Here is a 22,117-nt window from a genome sequence, read left to right on the forward strand (position 1 = left end):
CTCCGTGAGCGGCTGCGCCAAAGCAGCCGGTTGTCGGCGCTGACATAGGATCGCAGGCCATGAAACGCCAGCCTTGCGCCCAGTCCTGCGCCGCGCCGGTCAGGCGAGCCGCCAGCGATCCTCGCCGCCCGGCCCGCCGGCAACGCGCCCGCGCGCCAGCAGATCGAGCAGATGGGCAAGCACCGACCGCCCGGCAGCGCCGTGCAGCCGGGGATCAAGGCCGACATACATGCGCTGCACCATGTCGGGGATATGCTCCAGCCCCTCGCCCAGCAGCCTGAGGATCTGCCCCTCGCGCTGCTTGCGGTGACCGGCCAGGCCGCGCACCAGCCGCTGCGGCGTCTCGATCGGGTCGCCATGCGCGGGGTAATAGACGCGGTCGTCGCGCGCCATCAGCCGATCAAGGCTCGCCATATAAGCGGCCATATCGCCATCGGGCGGCGCGACCACGGTGGTCGACCAGCCCATGACATGATCGCCGGTGAACAGCGCGCCGCTTTCGGCAAGCGCGAAGCAGAGATGATTGGAGGTATGGCCGGGCGTTGCGACCGCCGACAGGGTCCAGCCGGGGCCGGACACCGCCTCGCCATCGGCCAGCACCCGGTCGGGCGCATAGCTGGCGTCGAACGCGGCATCGGCGCGGGGGCCGAGATCGTCGAGCACCAGCGGCGCGCAGCCGACCAGCTCCGCCCCGGTTGCGGCCCTGAGCGGCGCGGCAGCCGGCGAATGATCGCGGTGGGTATGGGTGCACAGGATATGGGTCACCCGCTCGCCCGCGACCGCCGCCATCAGGGCGGCGACATGCGCCGGATCATCCGGGCCGGGATCGATCACCGCGACCGTGCCGGTGCCGACAATATAGGTCTGGGTGCCGTGATAGGTGAACGGCCCGGGATTGGGCGCCAGCACCCGGCGCACCAGCGGTTCGAGCGTGATCGCCTGACCGGTGTGTTCATGGTCCATGGGCGGAGCGTTGAAGCCCCGCCCACGGCTTGGCAAGCGCCGATTTGCCGGCCCGTTTCGACGGTGGGTTACTTGCCGGCCTTCAGCCGCGCGATCTGCTGGTCGATCGACTGGAGCGCCTCTGCGCGCGCGCGCCGGCCCCAATCCTCGTCATCGCGAGCCGCCAGCGCGGTCCGCGCCTGTTCGAGCGCGGCCAGCACCGCCACCCGCGTCTCGGCGGCGCGGACGCGGTCACCCAGATCGGAACGCAGGACGAAACAGCGCTTACGCACTTCCCCGCTATTGGCCTTGGCGTCACCGGCCTTGGCGTCACCGGACTGTGCATCGCGCGCCTCGGTTGCCGGGCGGGCGCAGTCGCCAAGCCCTGCCATGCGGATCTGGATGCGCGGCATGGCCGCGCCGGACATGAACGCAGGATCGCCGATGATCGCGACGGTCGTCTGCCCGTTTTGGCGCAGAAAGCTCAGCACCTCGCGCGGCGGCACCGGCGGCGCGGGGGGCGCAGGCGGCGCTGCCCCGGCGGCCGGGGCTTCCGGCACGGCCGGGGGCTGGGGCGCCGGCGGGGCCGCTGCAACCGCAACGCCCGTGTCGGCCGTCCAGCGCGGGGCCGGCGCGCGCGGCACCGGGGTCGTCCCCTCCGCTGCAGGCGGTGCTGGGGGTGCGGGCGGGGCCAGCAGCGCGGTCTGCACCCGGCGTTCGACAGTGCTGCCGGTTTCTGCCGCCAGCCCGCCCGAGGCGGTGAGCGCCAGCCCGCCGCCCACGGCCAGCGCCACGACGAGTGTGCCGATCCGCGCCCGGCGCGCATCGGGGCGATAGGTCGCCATCATCTTCAGTCTCCTCTTGAGGTCATCCCCGGCCCCAAGACCGCAGGCCGCGGCCGGCAACCGGCCACGCGCGGATTTCAGCATCGCGCGGCCATAAGCGACGCGCATGTCAGGCCCCGCGCCCGCCAGCACGGCGGCGTCGCAGGCCAGTTCCTGATCGAGCCGGAAGGCCCGATAGGCATAATGGGCAATCGGATTCCACCAGTGCAGCGCCAGCACGGCGAGCGCGGCCAGATTGGCCGACATGTCGTGGCGGCGGTGATGGGCCGCCTCATGCGCCAGCGCCAGATGCAGCTCGGCGGGGGTGAAGCGTTGCCGCCAGTCGATCGGCAGCACGATGGATTTGGCGAAGATGCCGGCGGCGAACGGGCCGGGCGCAGCCGCGCTCGCCCAGACTTCAATCCCGCCATGGTCAAGGCGCGGCAGTTCGACCCCCATTCGGCGCATCGCGGCCAGGAACGACCGGTAACGCCACAGATGCACCGCGAGGAAGATGAGCGCCCCCAGCGCCCAGACGGCAAGCAGGGTCCCGGCTGTCCCGGGGCCGTTGTCGAGCGGCTGAGCGGCCTCCGGCACGGCGACGAACACCAGCTCCACCGGCAACGCGCCCGGCAGCGCGGTCGCAAGCGGCGCGGGGGCGAGCGCCGGCCAAAGCGTCAGTTCCGCCGGCAGCGGCGGCAGCACCAGCCTGAGCGCGGGCAGCAGCCACAGCGCATAGGCGGCGTGCGGGCCGAAGCGCGCGGCGACCGGGCGGCGCACAACAAGCACGGCGATCATCAGCAGCGCGCTTGCAGCGAGCGCCTCGACCAGCCAGCCGGTCATGCCTTCAACTCCCGGATCAGCGCCTCGATCTCGGCCAGATCGTCGGGGCTGAGCGCCTGCCGTTCGGCCAGATGCGCGACCAGCGGCGTGATCCGCCCGCCGAACAGCCGGTCGACCAGCCGCTGCGATTCACCGGCGAGGTAATCGGCGCGCGCGATTGCCGGGCGATAGAGGAAGCGCCGGCCCTGCGCCTCGTGGGTCACGGCACCCTTGCCCACCAGGCGGGACAGCAGCGTCTTGACGGTCGGCGCGCTCCAGCCATGGGCGGGGCCGGCAACCTCGGTCACGTCCTGCGCGGTCATCGGGCCAGGATGATCCCACAGGACCTCCATCACCTGATGCTCCGCCTCGCTGATGCGCTCGACCATCCCCGACACTCCGCAATCGCAGCCGGTCCGCGACCGGTTACGATTACAAATGTCATCGGAAAACTGAACGGTCGGTGAACCGGCCGAGCCGGGCGGGCAATGCGGCCAGACCCCGCTGCCGGCCCGGCCCGCCGGAACCGGGCACAAATGTCGGCATTTCTTACAAGCGCGACGAGACCGGCAACCGTGTTAACCAGCGCCAGCCGCGGATTTGCGCGCTTTGCCGGCGCTGGCACGCCACATGCGACTCTAACAACATTCCGACGTCACTCCCCGAGGGCGGGTCCACTCCCGGTCCCCACACAGGACCCGCCCTCACCCGGAGCCTGACGTCGCCGGCCTCATTCGGCCCGGGCGACGCCCTTGTCGGCCATCAGCGCGGCCAGCTCGCCGGTTTCATACATTTCCATCATGATGTCGGAGCCGCCGACAAACTCGCCCTTCACATAGAGCTGGGGGATGGTCGGCCAGTCCGAAAACGCCTTGATGCCCTGGCGGATGTCCATGTCCTGCAGCACATCGACGCTTTCATAGGCAACGCCCAGCCGGTCGAGGATCGCAATCGCGCGGCTGGAAAAGCCGCACTGCGGGAACAGCGGGGTTCCCTTCATGAACAGCAGCACGTCATTGCCGGCGACCAGTTCGCCGATCCGGTCTTGCACCTGATCCGTCATCGTCATTCTCCCGCAGGAATATCGGTGGTGAGCTGGAGAGCGTGCAGCTCCCCGCCCATGCGGCCGCCAAGGGCCTGATAGACGCGGCGCGTGCGCTCGACGCGCGACACGCCGCGGAAACTGGCGGCAACCACATGCGCGGCATAATGGTCGCCGTCCCCGGCCAGGTCGGTGATCGTCACGGTGGCATCGGGGATCGCGTCCCGGATCATCCGCTCGATCTCGGCTGCGGCCATCGGCATCTTTTACTGCGCCTCGATGAACTGGCGGCGCGCCTCGGCCATGCGGTCGGCCAGCGCCTCGCGCACGGCCGGTTCGTCAATCTCCACCCCGGCGGCGGTCAGATCGCCGAGCAGCTTGCGCACCACATCCTCGTCGCCAGCCTCTTCGAAATCCGCCTGCACCACTGCCTTGGCATAGGCGTCGGTTTCCTCGGGCGTCAGGCCCATCTTCTCGGCTGCCCAGTGCGCGAGCAGCTTGTTGCGGCGGGCGGTGATGCGGAACTGAAGTTCCTCGTCGCGGGCGAATTTGGCTTCGAACGCGCGCTCGCGATCGTCAAACGTCGTCATGGAGACCCCTCTTGCTTGCCCCGCCGAAATAGGGGGTGGGACCGCGCGGCGCAATGCACGACCGCGCGGTTCCCCGCGAGAGGGACGGCCCAGCCGTCAGCCTGCCGCCGCGATCTCGACCACCAGCTTGCCGATGGCGCCGCGCCCGGCAAGCTTGGCGATCGCCTCGCCGCCGCGCTCCAGCGGATAGACTTCGGTGACGCGCGGGCTGATCCGCCCTTCGGCCCACAGCCGGAACAGCGTGGCGACATGTTCCTGGTGCCGCGCGGGATCGCGCATCGTGAACGCGCCCCAGAACACCCCGCACACATCGCAGCTTTTGAGCAGCGTCAGGTTGAGCGGCAGCTTCGGGATGCCGGCAGGGAAGCCGACGACCAGATAGCGCCCTTCCCAGGCGATCGCGCGCAGTGCGGGTTCGGCATAGTCGCCGCCCACGGGGTCGTAGATCACATGCGCGCCTTCCGGCCCGACCTTGGCCTTGATCGCCTCGGCCAGCGCGCGCGACTGGTCCTTGTCGAACGGGGCACGATCATAGACGAGCACGTCGTCGGCCCCGGCGGCGCGCGCGACCTCGGCCTTTTCCGCGCTCGACACCGCGGCGATCACCCGCGCGCCGAACGCCTTGCCCAGCTCGACCGCCGACAGGCCGACACCGCCCGCCGCACCCAGCACCAGCAGCGTCTGCCCCTCGGCCAGATGGCCGCGATCGACCAGGCCGTGGATCGTGGTCGCATAGGTCATGAGCAGCGCAGAGGCTTCGCGCAGCGGCAGCCCGTCCGGCACCTTGAAGGCGCGCGCCGCCGGCACCGCGACCTTTTCGGCAAGCCCGCCCGAGGATGCGGTCAGCGCCAGCATCCGGTCGCCGACCGCCCAGCCGGTCACGCCCTCGCCCACCGCCTCGACAATGCCCGACACCTCGCTGCCGGGGGCGAACGGCCGCGGCGGCTTGAACTGATATTTGTCCTCTATCACCAGCACGTCGGGATAATTGATCGCGCAATAATGCACCCGCACCAGCAGCTCGCCCGGCCCCGCGACCGGGTCGGCGATCTCGGCCAGTTCAAGCGTGTCCGGCCCGCCGGGCGCGCGCGACAACAGGGCTTTCATCTTCCTCTCCTTTATTCCCGTTTCTGCTTTTTTTCTCAGTGTTGTGGCATCGGGTGGCGACCGGCGGTCACAGCCAGGGCGCCTCGATGCTGCGGCGCGCCTCGAACGCGGCGATCCGGTCGGCATTGCCGAGCGTCAGCCCGACCTCGTCCAGCCCGTTCAGCAGACAGTCGCGCCGGAAGGCGTCGAGGGTGAAGACGAACCGGTCCTGCAGCGGGGATGTCACGCTCTGGCTCTCAAGATCGACGGTCAGCGGATGTTCGCGCGCCACCTCCATCAGCCGGTCGATCGCCGCACGCGGCAGCTCGACGGTCAGGATGCCGTTCTTGAACGCGTTGCCCGAGAAAATGTCGGAAAAACTGGGCGCGATGACCGCCCGGATGCCGAGATCGGCAAGCGCCCAGGCGGCATGTTCGCGGCTCGATCCGCAGCCGAAATTCTCGCCCGCGATCAGGATCGGCGCACCGGCATAGGCCGGATCGTCGAACACATTGCCGGGCTCCGCGCGGACGCTTTCGAACGCGCCGCGCCCCAGCCCCTGCCGGCTGATCGTCTTCAGCCAGGGGGCGGGAATGATGATGTCGGTATCGACATTGGCGCGGCCGAACGGGATCGCCCGCCCGGTGACGTCGCGGAACGGCGTCATCGCGCCCCACCCCCCGCCGGTGCAGATGCCGCGACCGGCGCGGCCGGGCCGCTCATCGCAAAGGCGGCGACGCCGCTGACCAGAGTGCCGGCAATCAGCAGGACGATCGCGCGCTTCATTGTGTTTTCCCCCCCATCAGATCCCTGACATCGGCCAGCCGGCCGGTCACCGCCGCCGCCGCCGCCATCGCCGGCGACACCAGATGCGTGCGCGCGCCCGGCCCCTGCCGGCCGACAAAGTTGCGGTTGGACGTCGATGCACAGCGCTCGCCCGCCGGCACCTTGTCCGGGTTCATGCCCAGACAGGCCGAACAGCCCGGCTCGCGCCATTCAAAGCCGGCCTCGATGAAAATGCGGTCCAGCCCCTCCGCCTCGGCGGCGCGCTTGACAAGGCCGGAGCCGGGCACGACCAGCGCCTGGCGGATGCCGGGGGCAAGCCTGCGGCCGGCGACCACCGCCGCCGCCGCCCGCAGATCCTCGATCCGGCTGTTCGTGCAGCTGCCGATGAAGATGTTCTCAACCGCCACATCGGCCATCAGCTGACCCGGCTTCAGCCCCATATAGTCGAGCGACTTGAGCGCCGCCGCCCGCCGCGCGGGTTCGGCAAAGCTGTCCGGATCGGGCACCGCGCCGGTCACCGGCACGACATCCTCGGGGCTGGTGCCCCAGGTGACGCTGGGCGCGACATCGCCGGCATCGATATCGACCACCCGGTCGAACACCGCGCCGGGATCGGTCGCAAGCGTCCGCCAATGGGCGACCGCCCGGTCCCACATCTCGCCCGCTGGCGCCATCGGACGCCCCTTCAGATAGGCAAAGGTCGTGTCATCGGGCGCGATCAGCCCGGCGCGCGCGCCCGCCTCGATCGACATGTTGGCGATGGTCAGCCGCCCTTCGACCGACATGTCGCGGATGGTGGAGCCGGAATATTCGATGACATGGCCGGTGCCGCCAGCCGCGCCGATCCGGCCGATGATCGCAAGGATCAGATCCTTGGGCGCGACGCCGAAGCCCAGCCGCCCTTCGATGCGGATGTTCATCGCCCGCGACTGTTTGAGCATCAAGGTCTGGGTGGCGAGCACATGCTCGACCTCGCTCGTCCCGATCCCGAAGGCGAGCGCGCCGAGCGCGCCGTGCGCGGCAGTATGGCTGTCGCCGCACACCAGGGTGCAGCCCGGCAGGGTGAAGCCCTGTTCGGGGCCGACGACATGGACGATCCCCTGTTCGGGATCGGTCGCCTCGATATAACGGATGCCGTTTGCTGGCGCGTTCCGGGCCAGCGCCTCCAGCTGGGCGGCGCTTTCGGGATCGGCGATCGGCACCGGGCGGCCGGCGGCATCGCGGCGCGGCGTCGTCGGCAGATTATGGTCGGGCACCGCAAGCGTCAGGTCGGGCCGCCGCACCGGCCGCCCGGCCAGCGCCAGCGCCTCGAACGCCTGCGGGCTGGTCACCTCATGCACGAGATGGCGGTCGATATAGATCAGGCAGGTGCCGTCATCGCGGCGGTTGACGACATGGGCATCCCAGATCTTCTGGTAAAGTGTGCGCGGCTGGCTGGACATGCTCCGCCCCTATCGTGCGCGAAGGCTGCTGAAAAGTGCCGAAAAAGCGGCGATGATGAAATATTATTGCGCCGCCATCGCCCCGGCTGGCCCATCGATCTTCAGCCAGTCGCGCGGCGGCTGGCCGTAGAGCATCTCCAGCACTTCAAGCTGCACACCGACCGGACGGCCGCTCTGCGAGTTCCACAGCACCGCCACGCCCGAGCGCGCCGCCGGATCGAACAGGATGGTCGAGCGATACCCCATCACCGCACCCTGATGGCCGACCAGCGCCCGCCCGGAATAATCATAATCGCGCCAGCCCAGCGCATATTGCGACCGCCCCATGACCTGGGAGAACAGCGTGCCGCGCCGCCCGGTATCGACGCGCGCCTGATGGATGTTGGCAAGCACCGCCGGCGGCACGACCTGCGGCGCAAGGCCCATCTGCGCGCGCATCCACAGCGCCAGATCCATGATTGAGGAGTTGACCCCGCCCGCCGCCGGCACGCGGTAATAATTGTCGTTCACCTCGACCGTGCGGCGGCCGACATGCGGGCGCGCCCAGCTCTGCGCCGCCATCAGCCCGGCGCGGGTCAGGCTGGCGGTGCGCATGCCGAGCGGCGCGAACAGCCGCCGCCTGACCTGTTCGGCATAGCTCTGCCCGGTCACCCGCTCGACCACCTCGGTCGTCGTGTCGAAGGCGATGTTCTGATAGCTGTGGCAGGTGCCCGGCGTGCAGGATGCAGCGATCGCCGCCAGCGACTGGCGCAGCGAACGCGGATCCGCCCCGGCCTCCAGCCGGTTGTCGCTGGCATTGTGCGGAATGCCGACCCGGTGCGACAGAATGTCGGCGATCGTTGCCGTCTGCTCGCCATTATTGGGCAGTTTGAGGCTGGTCGAAAACCGTGCCACCGGCTCGTCGAGCGACAGCCGCCCCTCCGCCGCGAGCAGCCCGACCAGCGTGGAGGCCACCCCCTTGGACAGCGAGGCCCAGCGGAACACCGTCTGCGGGCCGACCGGCTCGCCGCCCGCCGCCTGGGTGACGCCATAGCCCTTGAGGAAGGTGATCTCGCCATTTTCGATGACGGCAACCGCCATGCCGACAATATCGGGCTTCGATGCCGCGATGGTCAGCCGCTCGTCCAGCCGGCGATAATCGATGCGCGTCCGCCCGTTTGCGGCGGCCATCGTCACCCCGGCGCGGGCGTCCAGATATTTCGGAACCGCGGCCACCTCCGCCGGGGCGCTGGCGGCGATCAGGCCGGGGGCGATGACCGCAACCAGGCTGGCCAGCCCGACAGCACCGCCGATCATCGCCGCCGGGCGGGACCGCGCCCGCTTCAGCGCCGCGTTGCCGACAGCCGCGCGCACGCTCCGCGCACCCGCCGGTGCGGCATTCTGCTGCCTGCCAAGCTTCGCCGTGCCGTTGCCCAATGCGCGACCCTCTGCCCTTTTAACTTATAGAGCAGTGAATCAAGCATTTGCCTTTGGCACAACCCGGTAATGCACCGTGGCGCGACCAGTTGTTGCTCTCAGGCGACAAAAGCGCCCGGGCGGCGGGAACCACGCCGCCCGGACACCATGTTCGACCGGGTTACAGATAGTTGGCCGTGGTCCGCGCGCGCACCTCGTCGGCGGTGACGCCGGGGGCGGTTTCGATCAGCCGGAACGGGCTGGCATGATCGGCGCGCTCGAACACCGCCAGATCGGTGATGATCATGTCGACGACGTTGCGGCCGGTGAGCGGCAGCGTGCAGGCGGGGATGAACTTCGGGCTACCGTCCTTGGCATTATGCTCCATCACCACGATGATCTTCTTCACCCCGGCGACCAGATCCATGGCCCCGCCCATGCCCTTCACCATCTTGCCCGGGATCATCCAGTTGGCGATGTCGCCGCCCTCGGACACTTCCATCGCGCCCAGCACGGTCAGGTCGATATGGCCGCCGCGGATCATCGCAAAGCTCTGGTCCGATCCGAAATAGCTCGACGAGGGCAGCTGCGAGATCGTCTGCTTGCCGGCATTGATCAGATCGGCATCGACCTCGTCGTCAAACGGGAAAGGGCCGATGCCCAGCATGCCGTTTTCCGACTGGAGCGTGACGGTCATGCCTTCGGGGATGTTGTTGGCAACGAGCGTCGGGATGCCGATGCCGAGATTGACGTAATAGCCGTCCTTCAGCTCGCGCGCCGCACGTGCGGCCATCTGGTTGCGATCCCACGCCATTATGCCGCCTCCCTGGTGCGCACCGTGCGGAACTCGATCTTCTTGTCATACGGGCTGCCGACGATCATCCGCTTCACATAGATGCCCGGCAGATGGACATGGTCGGGATCGATGGTGCCGACCGGCACCACTTCCTCGACCTCGGCCACGCAGATGCGCCCGGCGGTCGCCATCGGCGCGTTGAAGTTGCGCGCCGTCTTGCGGAACTGGAGATTGCCCGCCTCGTCGGCGCGCCAGCCCTTGATGATCGACAGATCAGCGCGGATGCCGCGTTCAAGGATATAGGTTTCGCCGTCGAACTCCTTATGCTCCTTGCCCTCGGCAACCAGCGTGCCGACCCCGGTCTTGGTGTAGAAGCCGGGGATCCCCGCCCCGCCCGCGCGGCAGCGTTCGGCAAGCGTGCCCTGCGGACAGAACTCGACCTCCAGCTCGCCCGACAGATATTGGCGCTCGAACTCCTTGTTCTCGCCGACATAGGAGCTGATCATCTTGGCGACCTGACGGCTGCGCAGCAGCTTGCCCAGCCCCTCATTGTCGATCCCGGCATTGTTCGAAACGAGCGTCAGGTTCCTGACGCCCGACGCCTGGATGGCGTCGATCAGCCGTTCCGGGATGCCGCACAGGCCAAAGCCGCCGGAACAGATGGTCATGCCATCGGACAGCAGGCCCTCAAGCGCCGCCGCCGCATCGGGATAAAGCTTGTTCATCCTCGCAGATCCTCCCCAGTGATGGCGCCGCTTAGGGCTGGCCCGGAACGGCGGTCAATTGCACGAAACGCAAGTCCGGTTGCAGCGGGCGCGCCATGCACGCCCCCTCACCCCCGCCCGTTCAGCGTCAGCCCGGCAAAGGGCCATGGCAGCGCAACCAGCCGCCCGGTGCCCGACAGGGTGACATAGGCGGTGCGGCCATCGCTGCCGCCCCAGCAGATATTGGTCGTGAACGGATCGGGCATGGCGACGAACCGTGCCAGCCCGCCTTCGGGCGCGACCACCGAAATCCCCGCCTCGCCGATCGTCGCCACGCAGATATTGCCCTCGGCATCGACGCCAAGGCTGTCGAACCAGCGATACCCGCCCGCACCATAAAGCAGCTGGCCGCCATGGCCCGCCAGCCCGCCGCCGCGCGCGATCCGCCCCGGTGCCTCGATGTCGAACGCCCACAGCTTGGCCGTATAGGTCTCCGCGACATAGAGCCGCCGCCCGTCGGGCGACAGGCCGATGCCGTTGGGATTTTCCATCGGGAAGATCACCTCCTCTATATGGCTGCCATCGGCGCGGGCGTAGAACACGCCGACCACGTCGCGCGACCGGGCAAAGGTCTTGCCATGGTCGGTGAACCAGAAGCCGCCATGCGCGTCGAACACCAGATCGTTCGGCCCGCGCAGCTGCACGTCGCCGGCATGGGTGTAGAGCGTCTCAACCCGACCGGTCGCCGGGTCGATCCGCTGGATCGATCCCCCCGCCCAGTCAGGAGCCGCACCGTGCGGGATCAGCAGGCCCGACTGCTCGGCCCAGGCAAAGCCGCCATTGTTGCAGCAGTAAAGCATCCCGTCGGGGCCGAGCGCGAGGCCGTTGGGGCCGCCGCCCGTCTCCGCAACCGGCTCGATCACGCCGTCCGGGCGGATGCGCGTGATGCGGCCGGCGGCGATTTCGGCCAGGATGATGCTGCCATCGGCCATCGCAACCGGTCCTTCGGGAAAGCGCAGCCCCGCCGCCACTTCGCGCAACTCGTCCATCGTCTCTCCTCCCGTTCCGGTTTTTTTGGCGGGACAGAGGCTAGGCCGCGATGCCGCTGGCGCAAAGGGGGCTTGACCGGACCGGCGCGCCTGCCTCACCCGGAACCCGAGGGCCGGATCGGCCGACAAGACCAGACCGGGAGGATATCATGACCGGACCGCGCACCGGCGGCCGCATTCTCGTCGACAATCTCAGCGCCCAGGGCTGTGACCGGATCTTCACCGTGCCGGGCGAAAGCTTCCTTGCCGTGCTCGACGCGCTGCACGACACGCCGGCGATCGATCTGGTCGTCGCGCGGCAGGAAGGCGGCGTCGCCTTCATGGCGGCGGCCGACGGCAAGCTGACCGGGCGGCCGGGCATCGCCTTTGTCACGCGCGGGCCGGGGGCGACCAACGCCACCATCGGCGTGCATGTGGCGATGCAGGATTCGCTGCCGATGATCCTGTTCATCGGCGATGTCGCGCGCGGGGACCGCGACCGCGAGGCGTTTCAGGAGGTCGATTTCGGCCAGATGTTCGGCCCGCTCGCCAAAAAGGTGCTGCGGATCGAGGATGTGCGCCGCATCCCCGAATATGTCGCCCGCGCCTATGCGACCGCAATGGCCGGGCGGCCCGGCCCGGTCGTCATCGTCCTGCCCGAAGACATGCTGTGCGACACCGCCGAAGCCGTGGACCGGCCGCGCGTGGAACGCCCGGGCCAGGCCCCCGACCCACAGGCGCTGGCGCGGCTGGCCGGGCTGATCGACGCCGCTGAGCGTCCGGTCGCGATCATCGGCGGCGCGGACTGGAGCGCCGAGGCCGGCACCGCCTTTGCCGATTGGGCGACGCGGATCGGTCTGCCCGTGGCAGCGGCGTTCCGCCGCCAGGATGCGGTGCCCAATGACTGCCCGGTCTGGGCGGGCAATCTTGGCTATGGCCCCAATCCGGCGCTGGTCGCGCGGATCCGCGCCGCCGATCTGCTGATCGTCGTCGGCGCGCGGCTGGGGGAGGCGACGACCGATGGCTATACGCTCGTCACCCCGGATCATCCGGGCCAGACCCTCGTCCATATCCATCCTGATCCGGAGGAACTGCACAGCGTCTACCGGACCGATCTGGCGATCTGCGCCGACATGGCGGGCTTTGCCCGTGCCGCGCCCGCCGCGCGCCATCGGCCCGACGGAGCGGAGGCGCATCGCCAGTGGCAGTCATGGTCGACCCCGGCCCCGCGTGACGGCGTGACGCTCGACCTCGGCCAGTGCGTGGCGGCGATGCGCGCGCAGCTGCCGGCGGACACCATCATCTGCAACGGCGCGGGCAATTTTTCCGGATGGTGGCACCGTTACTGGCCCTATCAGGGTCATGGCACCCAGCTGGCGCCGACCGCAGGCGCCATGGGCTATGGCGTGCCCGCGGCGGTGGCGGCGGCGCTGCGCTGCCCCGGCCGGCAGGTCGTGGCGCTGGCGGGCGACGGCGATTTCCTGATGAACGGGCAGGAACTGGCAACCGCGCTGCGCCACCGGCTCGACCTGATCGTGATCGTCGTCGACAATGGCGGCTATGGCACGATCCGCATGCATCAGGAGCGCGAATATCCGCGCCGCGTGTCGGGAACCGAACTCGCCAATCCGGATTTCGCCGCCTTTGCCCGGGCATTCGGCGGCTGGGCCGAGCGGGTGGAACGCACCGCCGATTTCGCCCCTGCCCTTGCCCGCGCGACCGCCGAACGCGGCGTCCGCCTGCTCCACCTCGTCACCGATATCGAGGTGATCAGCGCGGCCACGACGATCAGCGCGCTGCGCGGCTGAGCGCGGGCCGGGCCTGTCAGGGCATGCGCGGTTCAGCGCATGTCCGGACAGGCCGTCACGCCCGCTCACCAGGTTCGTCGTGCAGCCGCCGGCGGATGCGGGCGAGCGCGAGCCAGACCAGCGCCACCACGACCGGCGCGAGCACGGCTGAGGCCAGCGCCACGTCAAAGCCCGGCCAGAGGTGCGACAGGCCTTTGAGCGGATAGACGAGCAGCGAAAAGGCGTAATAGGAGATCGCGGCGACCGACAGCCCCTCGACCGTCTGCTGCAGGCGCAGCTGCGCGAGCGTGCGCCGGTTCATCGATTGCAGCAGATCGGCGTTAATCGCCTGCGTCACCAGCTCGATGCGGGTGTTGAGCATCTGCCCGGCGCGGGCGATGCGGGCGATGACCGCGCGTTCGCGCTGCGCCACGCTTGCACAGGTGCGCATCGCCGGCCCCAGCCGCCGGTCCATGAACTGGCCGATGGTCTGCATGCCGGGGATCGGGCTTTCGCGCAGCGAGGCGATGCGGCCGAGCACGATCTCGTAATAGGCATCGCCCGCGGCGAAGCGGAAATTGGTCGAGGCGCTGAGCGCCTCCATCCGCCCCGACAAAGTGACGAGCCGGGTGAGCAGCGCGCGGTCGTCCTCCACCCCCAGATTGTCGGCAATCCGCGCCGCCAGTTCGCCGGCCTCGACCTCGATCTGCTTGACCTGCGCCGCCGCATGGCCGGCGAGCGGAAAGGCGAGCAGCGCCATCAGCCGGTAGGTCTCGATCTCCAGCAGGATCAGCGCCAGCCGCCCGACCAGCACCGGATCGTCATCGTGCATGATCACGTCGAACCGCGTCATCCCGCGCTGATCGGGGCGCAGATCGGTCAGCAGGGTCGCTGCGCCGTCGAGCAGCCGGGCACCGATTGATTCATGCCGGTCGAGCGGCTCGCCATGCGCGTGGTGGCCGCGCCTGAGCCTCAGGGTCGTGAACACCAGCACCGGCCCCGGAATGGCGGCGATCCAGTCCTCCGGCACGCCGTCCAGCGCGCTGTCCATGCCCTCGGCCGGCGGGGCGACGAACGTCCAGCTCGAAAACTCCGAATGGCGTTCCCAGCGCAGCTGCCAGCCGCCCGCATCGAGCGACCACCAGCGCATCCCCGGATGCGGGGCCTCGCGCTTCAGCTGGCGGCACAATGCCGCCATGTGCCGCCAGTCCGCCTCGCCGCCGTCCTGACCGGACAGGGCGGCGATGCGCGTCACCAGCGCAGGCAGCGCGACGGGTGTGGAGGGCCGGGCATGCGCCTCGGCCAGCAGGCGGTCGCGATCCTTATGAAAATCCACCGCCTTGCCTCCATCACCGGAACAACAAACAGAACGGCGGAACAGGGGTGCCACGGCACCCGCCCCCTCAGCCCGAACGTCCGCCCTGCGGCGCGCAAAGTCAACCGGAGCGCACGCCGGACGCCACCCTGCCGCGCCCTTGTTCACGCCGCGCCAGATCCCAGAGATGCGCGGGCAGCGCCCCGGCCAGCGGCAGGGCGATCAGCGGCCAGGGCGCACCGACCAGCGCGGCGCGCAGCCCGAGGACGAACATCGCCCCCGGCAGCACCGCCGCCAGCGCCCCGGCAGCCGACCAGCGTCGCCGCCGCCACAGCCAGCCAAACTCGAGCGCGAGCACGACCAGAATCGCATCGGCCGCCCGCCCGCTGGCGAAATAGGCGGCGGCCAGCCCGTCGAGCGCCGGGATCATCCCGTTCAACACCGCCACCCCGTCACCCGAACGGCCCGTTCAGCCGGACAATCTCCCAGTTGAGCAGCCCGGCGATGGTCACCCAGACCAGATAGGGAACAAGCAGCAGCCCGGCGACGCGCGAGCGGCGGACGCAGAACAGGATCAGCGCGGCAATCGACCCCCAGAAGACGATCAGTTCGGCCAGCGCCCAGTCCGGCCGCTGCATGCGGAAAAAGATCAGGCTCCACAGGATGTTCAGAAACCCGTTGAACGCGAACAGGCCGATCAGCGTCTCTGCATCGCGGCGCGTGTGGACGACATTCCACGCCAGCACCGAGGCAATGGCCGCAAGCGCATAGATCGTCGTCCAAACGATGCCATAGACCGGATCGGGCGGGGCCCAGCCGGGCTGGGCGAGGCTGCGATACCATGGCCCCAGATCGGTGATCGTCATGCCCATCACCGCCACCGCCAGCGCGGCAAGGCCGGCGAGCATGAAAGGCATGATCCAGGGTCGGTTCATCGCGGCACGGGTCGCAGTCCCAGCAGGTGAGCCATATCCTTGAGGAAGATGCGCACATGCGCAAGCGGCTTCGCGCGGACGAGCTTCTTGTGCATATAGGCCTGCCAGGTCAGGTGCTGCACATCCGGATCGGCGCAGATCTTGACGAAGCGTTCGCGCCTTTTGTCGCTCGAATACCAGAAATACTGCATGATCCCGAGGATCCAGAACACCCGGCCATGTTCGCGCATGAACTGGCGGCGCGCACCAGCAAGCGCGGCGGCGCGGCCGGTGGCGAGGAAGCGTTCCGCCGCCTCGGCACCCATCCGCCCGCAGGCCATGGCATAATAAATCCCCTCGCCCGATGCCGGGGCGACGACACCCGCCGCATCCCCGACCACCAGCACGTCGCGGCCATTGTCCCAACGCTTGAGCGGCTTGAGCGGGATCGGCGCGCCTTCGTGGCGGATGGTGCGGCACCGGTCGAGCCCGGTGCGCGCGCGCAGCCGGGCGACGGATTCGCGCAGGCCAAACCCCTTGTCGGCACTGCCGACGCCGATGCTCGCCTGCGTGCCGTGCGGGAACACCCAGGAATAGAAATCGGGCGACAGCGACCCTTCATAGATCACATCGGCCCGGCGGGCGGCATAATCCTCGCTGTCCTCGGCGGGCGCTTCAATGATCTCATGATAGGCAAAGACGCATTTCACCTTGTCGCCGCCCGGGATGCAGCTGCGCGCGACGGCGGAGCGTGCGCCATCGGCCCCGATCACCAGCCGGGCGCGCAGCCGCTCGACCGGGCCGTCGCGCCCGGCGCGCCAGCACACCAGGGCCGTGCCGTCGGCGTCGCGCTCGACCGCAACATATTGCCCGGTGATGCGCTCGGCGCCCGCCGCCGCGGCACGCTCGCGCAGCCATTCGTCGAAATGCTCGCGGTCGACCATGCCGACAAAGCCGTCGCCGACCGGCATGTCGACCGCCTTGTGGGTCGGCGAGATCATCCGCGCCGCCTTCACGCGCGCGACGATCAGTGCGTCGGGAATGTCGAAATCGGCGATCAGCCGCGGCGGGATCGCGCCGCCGCACGGTTTGATCCGCCCGGCCCGGTCGAGCAGCGCGACACGCCGCCCCGATGCCGCCAGATCGGTCGCGGCGGTCGCGCCTGCCGGCCCGCCGCCCACCACCACCACGTCATAGGTCGTCGTCATCGCCGGTTCCTCCCCGTCAGGCCCCGTTTTCAGGCCCTCGTTTTCAGGCCCATTTTTCAGGCTGTCGCCATCCGCCCGGCGGGCCGCGCGCGTGCGACCCGCATGGCCAGCACCGCCGCCGCGACGAACAGCAATGCCTCCACCGCAAACACCATCTGGAATGCCGGTGCCGCGCCGCCGGGGCGCATCCGCAGCAGATCGACACCGACCGCGCCGATCAGCCCGCCCAGCCCGAACGCAATCGCCTGCGCCGCGCCCCACACGCCCATTTTCAGCCCCGACTGGCGGCCGCCATCGGCCCCGGCCAGCCCCATCATCGCGCCGATCGCGGCGACCGCGAACACGCCATTGCAGAAACCAAGCGCGACGACATTGGCGACCACCGGCCAGCCCGCTGCGTCGAGCGGCGCGACCGCCAGCCCGGCCAGTGCCAGCGCCGAGCCCGCACAGCCGCCGACGATCCAGCGTTCAAGCTCAGCCGGACGCCGCCCGCCAAAGGCGCTGCCCATCAGCCCGGCCAGGATCATCCCCGCCAGCACCCCGCCATGCTGCGCGCCCGACAGGCGCGTCGTGTCGCCGGGGGCCATGCCGAACACCAGCCCGGCATAGGGTTCGAGGATCAGATCCTGCATATTGTAGGCGAGCATCGACAGGAACACGAACAGGGTGAAGCGCCGCGCCTCCCGGTCGCCCAGGATCATGCCGATCGCCGCGCCAAAGCCGGGCAGCGGCCCGTCGCGCCGCTGCAGCCGCGCGGCAGGGTTCGCATGGCGCGCCTCCAGCCCCGCCAGCGCGACCAATGTCAGCAGGAACGCGATCAGCACCACGCCCGAGGCGACGAGCGCGAGGCGCGGCATCGAAAACGGCTTGAGCAGCGTGCCGGCAATCCCCGCCGACAGGGCGATGCCCGCGACCATCATGATCCAGGTGAGCGCGGCCGCCCCCGCCCGGCGCTCGGCCGGCACGAGATTGGCGAGCATCGCCAGCAGCGAGGTGCCGGCGGCGCCGACGCCCGCGCCGATCATCAGATAGGCAAAGATCGCCAGCGCAAACCCCTGCCCCGCGCACCCGCTGCCAGAAGATAGACGGCATCCACTGCCGACAGCACACCAAAGGCCAGCACCGCCATGCCGGCGACGATCCAGGTCGAGCGGCGACCGCCCTTGTCCGACCCGTGACCCCACAGTGGACGCGACAGCTGCACCGCATAATGCATGGCGACCAGCCCGGCGGGCACCGCAGCCACCAGCCCGATCTCGACCACCATCACCCGGTTGAGCAGCGACGTGCACAGCATCACCATCGCGCCGATTGCGGCCTGCACAAGGCCCAGCCGCGCGATCACACCCCAGCCGATCGTCGCCGTCATATCCCTCCCCTCCGGCCGCGGATCCAAGACCGATCGCGGCTGCCAGCATGCCGAGCACGTAAAGCGTCGTGCCGGTCGCATTGTACCAGGGCGCCAGCCGCGCCGGGTCGCGCAGCAGCCGCGCCATCAGCGCGATCTGCACGGCGAGCGACACCGCAACCGCGAGCGCCGAAAGCTCCAGCCCCCAGCGATAAAGCAGGCCCGCCACGATGAACTGCGGCACCGCCATCACCACACAGGCAAGGCGCGCCGCCCGCGCGGTGCCGAGAATGACGGGCAGCGAGCGCACGCCCATCAGCACATCGCCCTTCTCGGCCTTGAAATCATTGAGCGTCATGATGCCGTGCGCGCCGGCGCTGTAGAGCAGGATGATGGTGAGCACCGGCACCGGCGGCAGCGCGGCGGCCATGATCGCGGCCCCGGTGAACCAGCTCAGCCCTTCGTAAGTGAGCGCGACGATCCCCGGCCCCCACCAGCCGCTCATCTTCAGCCGCAGCGGCGGCGCGCTGTAGATCCACGCGCAGATCAGCCCGACAATGGTCGCGGCAAACACCCACCGCCCCATGCCGGCGGCCAGCAGCATCGACAGCAGCGTGCCGATGATCGCGATATAAAGCCCCCAGCGGCCGGGGATGCGCCCCGACGGAATCGGCCGGTCGGGCTCGTTGATCGCGTCGACATGGCGGTCGAACCAGTCATTCACCGCCTGGGACGTGCCGCACACCATCGGCCCGGTCAGGATCACGCCAAGGACGAGCACAAACCAGCGCTCGCCAAGCGGCACGCCGGACGAGACGACCCCGCACATGAACGCCCACATCGGCGGAAACCAGGTAATCGGCTTCAGCAGCCGAAGGACATCGGCGGGTGCCGGGAGCCCGGTGGCGCGCGGAGCAGTCACGGAGCGAGTCATGCCGTGTATGCTATGATTGACACGGGCAAGCGTCAACCTGACTTGACGCTTCAGGTGCTGACGGACAGCGCTTTAGTCGTCGAGCTGCTCCGACCCGACCAGTCCGTGGCGATGGAGCTTCGAATAGAGGCTCTGCCGGCTCAGCCCGAGGATTTCGGCCGCCGATGCCCGGTTGTTCGACGTATAGGCAAGCGCCGCCTCGATGCACTGACGCTCGATCAGGTCGGTCGATTCGCGGACAATGTCCTTGAGCGGCATGCGGCCGATCAGTTCGGTCAGCTGCTCGACCGAACGCGGCATGCCGCGTTCGGCGGGCGGCAGGTCGCGCAGCCGCCGCGCGACCACACGCAGCGTGAACCCGTACCGGTCGGGACCGATGCGCGCGGCGGACACCTCGACCTCGTCGCGCCCGCCGAGCAGCCCGCGCACGATGGTCGCGACATTGCGCGCCACGCCATGTTCGCCCAGCTGCGCCATGATCAGATCCAGGTCGATGCCGGGCCGGCCGAGCACGTCGCCAAGCGGGCGGCTGCGCAGCTGTTCCTCGCTCGCCGCCTGGACGATTTCGACCATCGCCGGATTGGCGGCGACGATCGCCAGCGACCGGTCGGCGATCACAAAGGCATCGGGCATGGCCGCCACGGCATGGGCAAAGCCGTCAGCGGCGGACGACGCGGCGGCTTCCGCCACACCCAGCCGGACAAGCAGATAACCGGTCCCGGCCTGGCGATAGACGCGGCCGGCCAGCCAGACCGCCGCGCCGTCCGCCAGCCTGACCCGGATCGGGGCCATATCGACCCCGGCGGCGACCGCGCCCAAAAAGGCGATGGCGGGTTCGCGGTCCCCGGGCTCAAGCTGGTCGACCAGTGCCTGGCCCGCCAGCTGGCTGTCGCCGAGCAGCGCGGCGGCGGCGGCATTGGCCTCGCGGATCCGGCGGCTGTCGGCCTCGAGGATCAGCATCGGCTCGGCCGTCATGTCGAACAGCAGCCGGTAACGCGCCTCGGCCTGGCGCATCGCCAGATAATCGCGCTCCAGCGACTGCTGCACCTGCAGCAGCCGCTGCTGCAGGACCGCGCCGGCCCGCTCGTCACGGCCAATGGCGATGCGCTGCCCATCGGCACCCAGCGGCAGGACAAGATAGCGCACGGGAAAATCGCCGCCATCGCCCAGCTGCGTCACCTGCCGCCAGCGCCCGGCCGACTGGCCGTCCAGCATGTCCTCGATCTTCAGGCGGCTGTCGGGGGTGACGGTGTCGATCCAGCGCCGGCCGACCTGCGCCTGCAGACCACGCAGGCTGCTGGGCGCACCGGCAATGTCAACGATATGTCCGCCCGCGTCGATCATCAGCGCGATATCGCCGACCGAGGCGAGCAGGGTGGCGATCTGGTCGGCCCACGCGCCGGACGGCCAGTTCTGGGTGGCGGCAAAGGGCAGCCGCGGCTCAGTCAGATCGGGTTTGTCATTCATGGCGGTCGCGGCTCACGCCGGAGCCGCCAGCCGCACCGCATCTACCAGACGCTCGCCGACCTTTACGGCCGCGATCGCATCGTCCGCCATGGCATCGGCACCGATCTGCGCGAGCAGACCGGGATTGCGGGTGAGCACAGGCCCACCGACCATGATGCGGACATTCGGGTTCATCGAGACACTGCGCACTGCACGGATCAGAGACTGGGCAGGCCCGATATGGCTATCATTCGCAACCGTCAATCCAAACAGATCAAGATGCGATGCAGCAACCGCCGACAGGATCTCCCCGCGGGTGGCAGCGACAAGCAGCTCGGCCTGCCACCCGGCCAGCACGAAACATTCATGCACCATCGCCACGCCGAAACTGTGCACATCCTCGGGCAGCAGCGTGAACAGGCCGGTGCGCGGCATGTGCGGCGCAGGTGCCCGCGGCGCATGGCCGGCAATCTCGCGCAGCACCTCCTGCAGCCGCCACAGGCCCATCGTCACTTCGATGAAGTCGAGCCGGTCGTCCTCCCACAGATCGCCCAGCCGCCGTGCGACGGGGGCGAGCAGATCGACGAACAATGTCGGGGCAGACATGCCGGCGCGGGCCAGATCGTCGATCTCGCGCAGCACGTCATGCGCCTGACCGTCAATGGCGATCCGGGCAAGACGGTCGATGCGCCACTGGCCGATGGCGGGCGGCCCGGCCAGCGATGCGGCAGCGTGAGCCGCGCGGTCCGCGCCAAGGTTATCGATGGCTTCGACGCCACCGGCTTTCAGTTTCTGTTCAATACCTTTTTCGATCTGCGATGACGGAATGGCCCGGCTGGTGCCTGATTGATTGCCGCCAAACCCGATCACGGTAGCCATTCCCCCCACTCCTTCGACGAGCGGTCGGCGCATTATGGCGTCGGCCCCTGGTGAACGACCCTGCGACACGGGCCGTCCGCGGTTATGATTGTTTGGACGGAGGCTATGACGTTTCCATTGCAATGACAATGGCCATTCTCGGCAACTGTCCATCTTTTTGGACGTCAACATCGATTGACATATGTGTGACGCCCGGCGTAGCTTCCTTGGCGGAGGGGAGATGCGCAGCGTGCTCAACGATCGTCGCATTCCAGAGGCTGAACCGGCACCATATCATGGGCCAGTTCTGCATGACGGGCCGGGGCCGAACAGAGCGCCGGACAGGAACGGAACCGGCGTGCGCCGCACAGCCCGCCCGCTCTACACGCCGGAACAGCGCGCCCGCCGCGATGCGACGGTCTGGACGCTTGTCCAGGGCATCCTCGCCCCCGTGCAGTTTCTCGTCTTTCTGGTCAGCCTGGCGCTCGTCGCGCGTTTCCTGCTGACCGGCGAAGGCCAGTTCGCGGCCGACACCTCGGTCGTCGCCAAGACGCTCACCCTCTATACGATCATGGTCACCGGCGCGGTCTGGGAAAAGGTCGTGTTCGGCAAATATCTGTTTGCCGACGCGTTCTTCTGGGAAGACGCGGTCAGCATGATCGTGATCGCGCTGCACACCGCCTATATGGTGATGCTGCTGGGCGATCTGGGCACGGTCGGCGAACGCATGGCCGTGGCGCTTGCCGCCTATGCGACCTATGTCGTCAATGCTGGCCAGTTCGTCTGGAAGCTGCGCATGGCGCGGCTTCAGGGCGACGGCGCGCGGCCCGCCGGGCTGGCTGCGGCATGA

Annotated in this window: 22 protein-coding genes and 2 pseudogenes; 2 read left to right on the forward strand and 22 right to left on the reverse strand. The window is 69.0% G+C overall.

Annotated elements, in window-relative coordinates:
• Nucleotides 1-99 precede the first annotated feature (99 nt).
• From GVO57_RS11410 to GVO57_RS11470, 14 genes are all read right to left on the reverse strand, one after another.
• Nucleotides 100-963, reverse strand: coding sequence for an MBL fold metallo-hydrolase (locus tag GVO57_RS11410; RefSeq protein ID WP_160593241.1), 864 nt, complete (start codon nt 961-963; stop codon nt 100-102).
• A 68-nt stretch (nt 964-1,031) separates the two neighbouring features.
• A complete protein-coding gene (locus tag GVO57_RS11415; protein WP_160593242.1) occupies nt 1,032-2,609 on the reverse strand; it encodes a M56 family metallopeptidase in 1,578 nt (525 codons plus the stop codon).
• Nucleotides 2,606-2,977: a BlaI/MecI/CopY family transcriptional regulator gene (locus GVO57_RS11420; protein WP_160593243.1), complete on the reverse strand. Its 372-nt coding sequence runs from the start codon at nt 2,975-2,977 to the stop codon at nt 2,606-2,608. Before GVO57_RS11420 ends, GVO57_RS11415 begins: the two co-directional genes overlap by 4 nt.
• Before the next feature lie 341 nt (nt 2,978-3,318).
• Nucleotides 3,319-3,651 (reverse strand): Grx4 family monothiol glutaredoxin, encoded by a 333-nt coding sequence (gene grxD, locus GVO57_RS11425; RefSeq protein ID WP_160593977.1) that lies wholly within the window; start codon nt 3,649-3,651, stop codon nt 3,319-3,321.
• A gap of 2 nt (nt 3,652-3,653) precedes the next feature.
• On the reverse strand, nt 3,654-3,893 hold the full coding sequence (locus GVO57_RS11430; RefSeq protein WP_160593244.1) for a BolA/IbaG family iron-sulfur metabolism protein: 240 nt from the start codon (nt 3,891-3,893) through the stop codon (nt 3,654-3,656).
• Between the two features lie 3 nt (nt 3,894-3,896).
• Entirely contained in the window at nt 3,897-4,220 is a 324-nt protein-coding gene (locus tag GVO57_RS11435) for a DUF1476 domain-containing protein (RefSeq protein ID WP_160593245.1), read from the reverse strand.
• A 96-nt stretch (nt 4,221-4,316) separates the two neighbouring features.
• The gene (locus GVO57_RS11440) at nt 4,317-5,327 is read right to left on the reverse strand and encodes an NADPH:quinone oxidoreductase family protein (RefSeq protein WP_201752639.1); all 1,011 of its coding nucleotides are present in this window, start codon (nt 5,325-5,327) and stop codon (nt 4,317-4,319) included.
• 67 nt (nt 5,328-5,394) lie between these two features.
• Complete coding sequence (leuD, locus tag GVO57_RS11445; protein WP_160593246.1) at nt 5,395-5,973, reverse strand: 3-isopropylmalate dehydratase small subunit; 579 nt, start codon at nt 5,971-5,973, stop codon at nt 5,395-5,397.
• Nucleotides 5,970-6,092: a hypothetical protein gene (locus GVO57_RS15305; protein WP_268830434.1), complete on the reverse strand. Its 123-nt coding sequence runs from the start codon at nt 6,090-6,092 to the stop codon at nt 5,970-5,972. Before GVO57_RS15305 ends, leuD begins: the two co-directional genes overlap by 4 nt.
• A complete protein-coding gene (gene leuC / locus GVO57_RS11450) occupies nt 6,089-7,534 on the reverse strand; it encodes a 3-isopropylmalate dehydratase large subunit (RefSeq protein ID WP_160593247.1) in 1,446 nt (481 codons plus the stop codon). Before leuC ends, GVO57_RS15305 begins: the two co-directional genes overlap by 4 nt.
• A gap of 63 nt (nt 7,535-7,597) precedes the next feature.
• Nucleotides 7,598-8,950, reverse strand: a complete 1,353-nt coding sequence (locus GVO57_RS11455; protein WP_160593248.1) for a serine hydrolase domain-containing protein — start codon at nt 8,948-8,950, stop codon at nt 7,598-7,600.
• A 160-nt stretch (nt 8,951-9,110) separates the two neighbouring features.
• Nucleotides 9,111-9,743, reverse strand: coding sequence for a CoA transferase subunit B (locus GVO57_RS11460; RefSeq protein WP_160593249.1), 633 nt, complete (start codon nt 9,741-9,743; stop codon nt 9,111-9,113).
• Nucleotides 9,743-10,450 (reverse strand): CoA transferase subunit A, encoded by a 708-nt coding sequence (locus GVO57_RS11465; RefSeq protein ID WP_160593250.1) that lies wholly within the window; start codon nt 10,448-10,450, stop codon nt 9,743-9,745. Before GVO57_RS11465 ends, GVO57_RS11460 begins: the two co-directional genes overlap by 1 nt.
• Nucleotides 10,451-10,557: 107 nt before the next feature.
• The gene (locus tag GVO57_RS11470) at nt 10,558-11,478 is read right to left on the reverse strand and encodes an SMP-30/gluconolactonase/LRE family protein (RefSeq protein WP_201752640.1); all 921 of its coding nucleotides are present in this window, start codon (nt 11,476-11,478) and stop codon (nt 10,558-10,560) included.
• Between the two features lie 149 nt (nt 11,479-11,627).
• Here GVO57_RS11470 and GVO57_RS11475 point away from each other — a divergent pair, with 149 nt between their 5' ends.
• Nucleotides 11,628-13,265 (forward strand): thiamine pyrophosphate-binding protein, encoded by a 1,638-nt coding sequence (locus tag GVO57_RS11475; protein ID WP_160593251.1) that lies wholly within the window; start codon nt 11,628-11,630, stop codon nt 13,263-13,265.
• Between the two features lie 55 nt (nt 13,266-13,320).
• On the opposite strand, the gene GVO57_RS11480 is transcribed toward GVO57_RS11475, so the two are convergent.
• The 8 genes and pseudogenes from GVO57_RS11480 to GVO57_RS11515 form a co-directional block, all read right to left on the reverse strand.
• Nucleotides 13,321-14,580, reverse strand: coding sequence for a DUF3422 family protein (locus GVO57_RS11480; protein ID WP_160593252.1), 1,260 nt, complete (start codon nt 14,578-14,580; stop codon nt 13,321-13,323).
• Between the two features lie 100 nt (nt 14,581-14,680).
• The gene (locus tag GVO57_RS11485) at nt 14,681-15,007 is read right to left on the reverse strand and encodes a hypothetical protein (protein ID WP_233281354.1); all 327 of its coding nucleotides are present in this window, start codon (nt 15,005-15,007) and stop codon (nt 14,681-14,683) included.
• Between the two features lie 4 nt (nt 15,008-15,011).
• The gene (locus tag GVO57_RS11490; RefSeq protein ID WP_233281355.1) at nt 15,012-15,476 is read right to left on the reverse strand and encodes a TspO/MBR family protein; all 465 of its coding nucleotides are present in this window, start codon (nt 15,474-15,476) and stop codon (nt 15,012-15,014) included.
• 14 nt (nt 15,477-15,490) lie between these two features.
• Entirely contained in the window at nt 15,491-16,681 is a 1,191-nt protein-coding gene (locus tag GVO57_RS11495; protein ID WP_160593254.1) for a geranylgeranyl diphosphate reductase, read from the reverse strand.
• Between the two features lie 56 nt (nt 16,682-16,737).
• A pseudogene (locus tag GVO57_RS11500) lies at nt 16,738-18,131 on the reverse strand (BCD family MFS transporter).
• A pseudogene (gene chlG, locus GVO57_RS11505) lies at nt 18,130-18,963 on the reverse strand (chlorophyll synthase ChlG); the annotation flags it as partial. The pseudogenes GVO57_RS11500 and chlG, both read right to left, overlap by 2 nt.
• 72 nt (nt 18,964-19,035) lie before the next feature.
• Nucleotides 19,036-20,430, reverse strand: coding sequence for a transcriptional regulator PpsR (gene ppsR, locus GVO57_RS11510; RefSeq protein WP_160593255.1), 1,395 nt, complete (start codon nt 20,428-20,430; stop codon nt 19,036-19,038).
• A gap of 12 nt (nt 20,431-20,442) precedes the next feature.
• Nucleotides 20,443-21,288, reverse strand: a complete 846-nt coding sequence (locus GVO57_RS11515) for a cobalamin B12-binding domain-containing protein (protein ID WP_160593256.1) — start codon at nt 21,286-21,288, stop codon at nt 20,443-20,445.
• Nucleotides 21,289-21,625: 337 nt separating this feature from the next.
• Here GVO57_RS11515 and bchF point away from each other — a divergent pair, with 337 nt between their 5' ends.
• Nucleotides 21,626-22,117 (forward strand): 2-vinyl bacteriochlorophyllide hydratase, encoded by a 492-nt coding sequence (gene bchF / locus GVO57_RS11520; protein ID WP_233281356.1) that lies wholly within the window; start codon nt 21,626-21,628, stop codon nt 22,115-22,117.

The sequence above is a fragment of the Sphingomonas changnyeongensis genome (assembly GCF_009913435.1).
GTDB classification, from domain to species: Bacteria; Pseudomonadota; Alphaproteobacteria; order Sphingomonadales; family Sphingomonadaceae; genus Sphingomonas_B; species Sphingomonas_B changnyeongensis.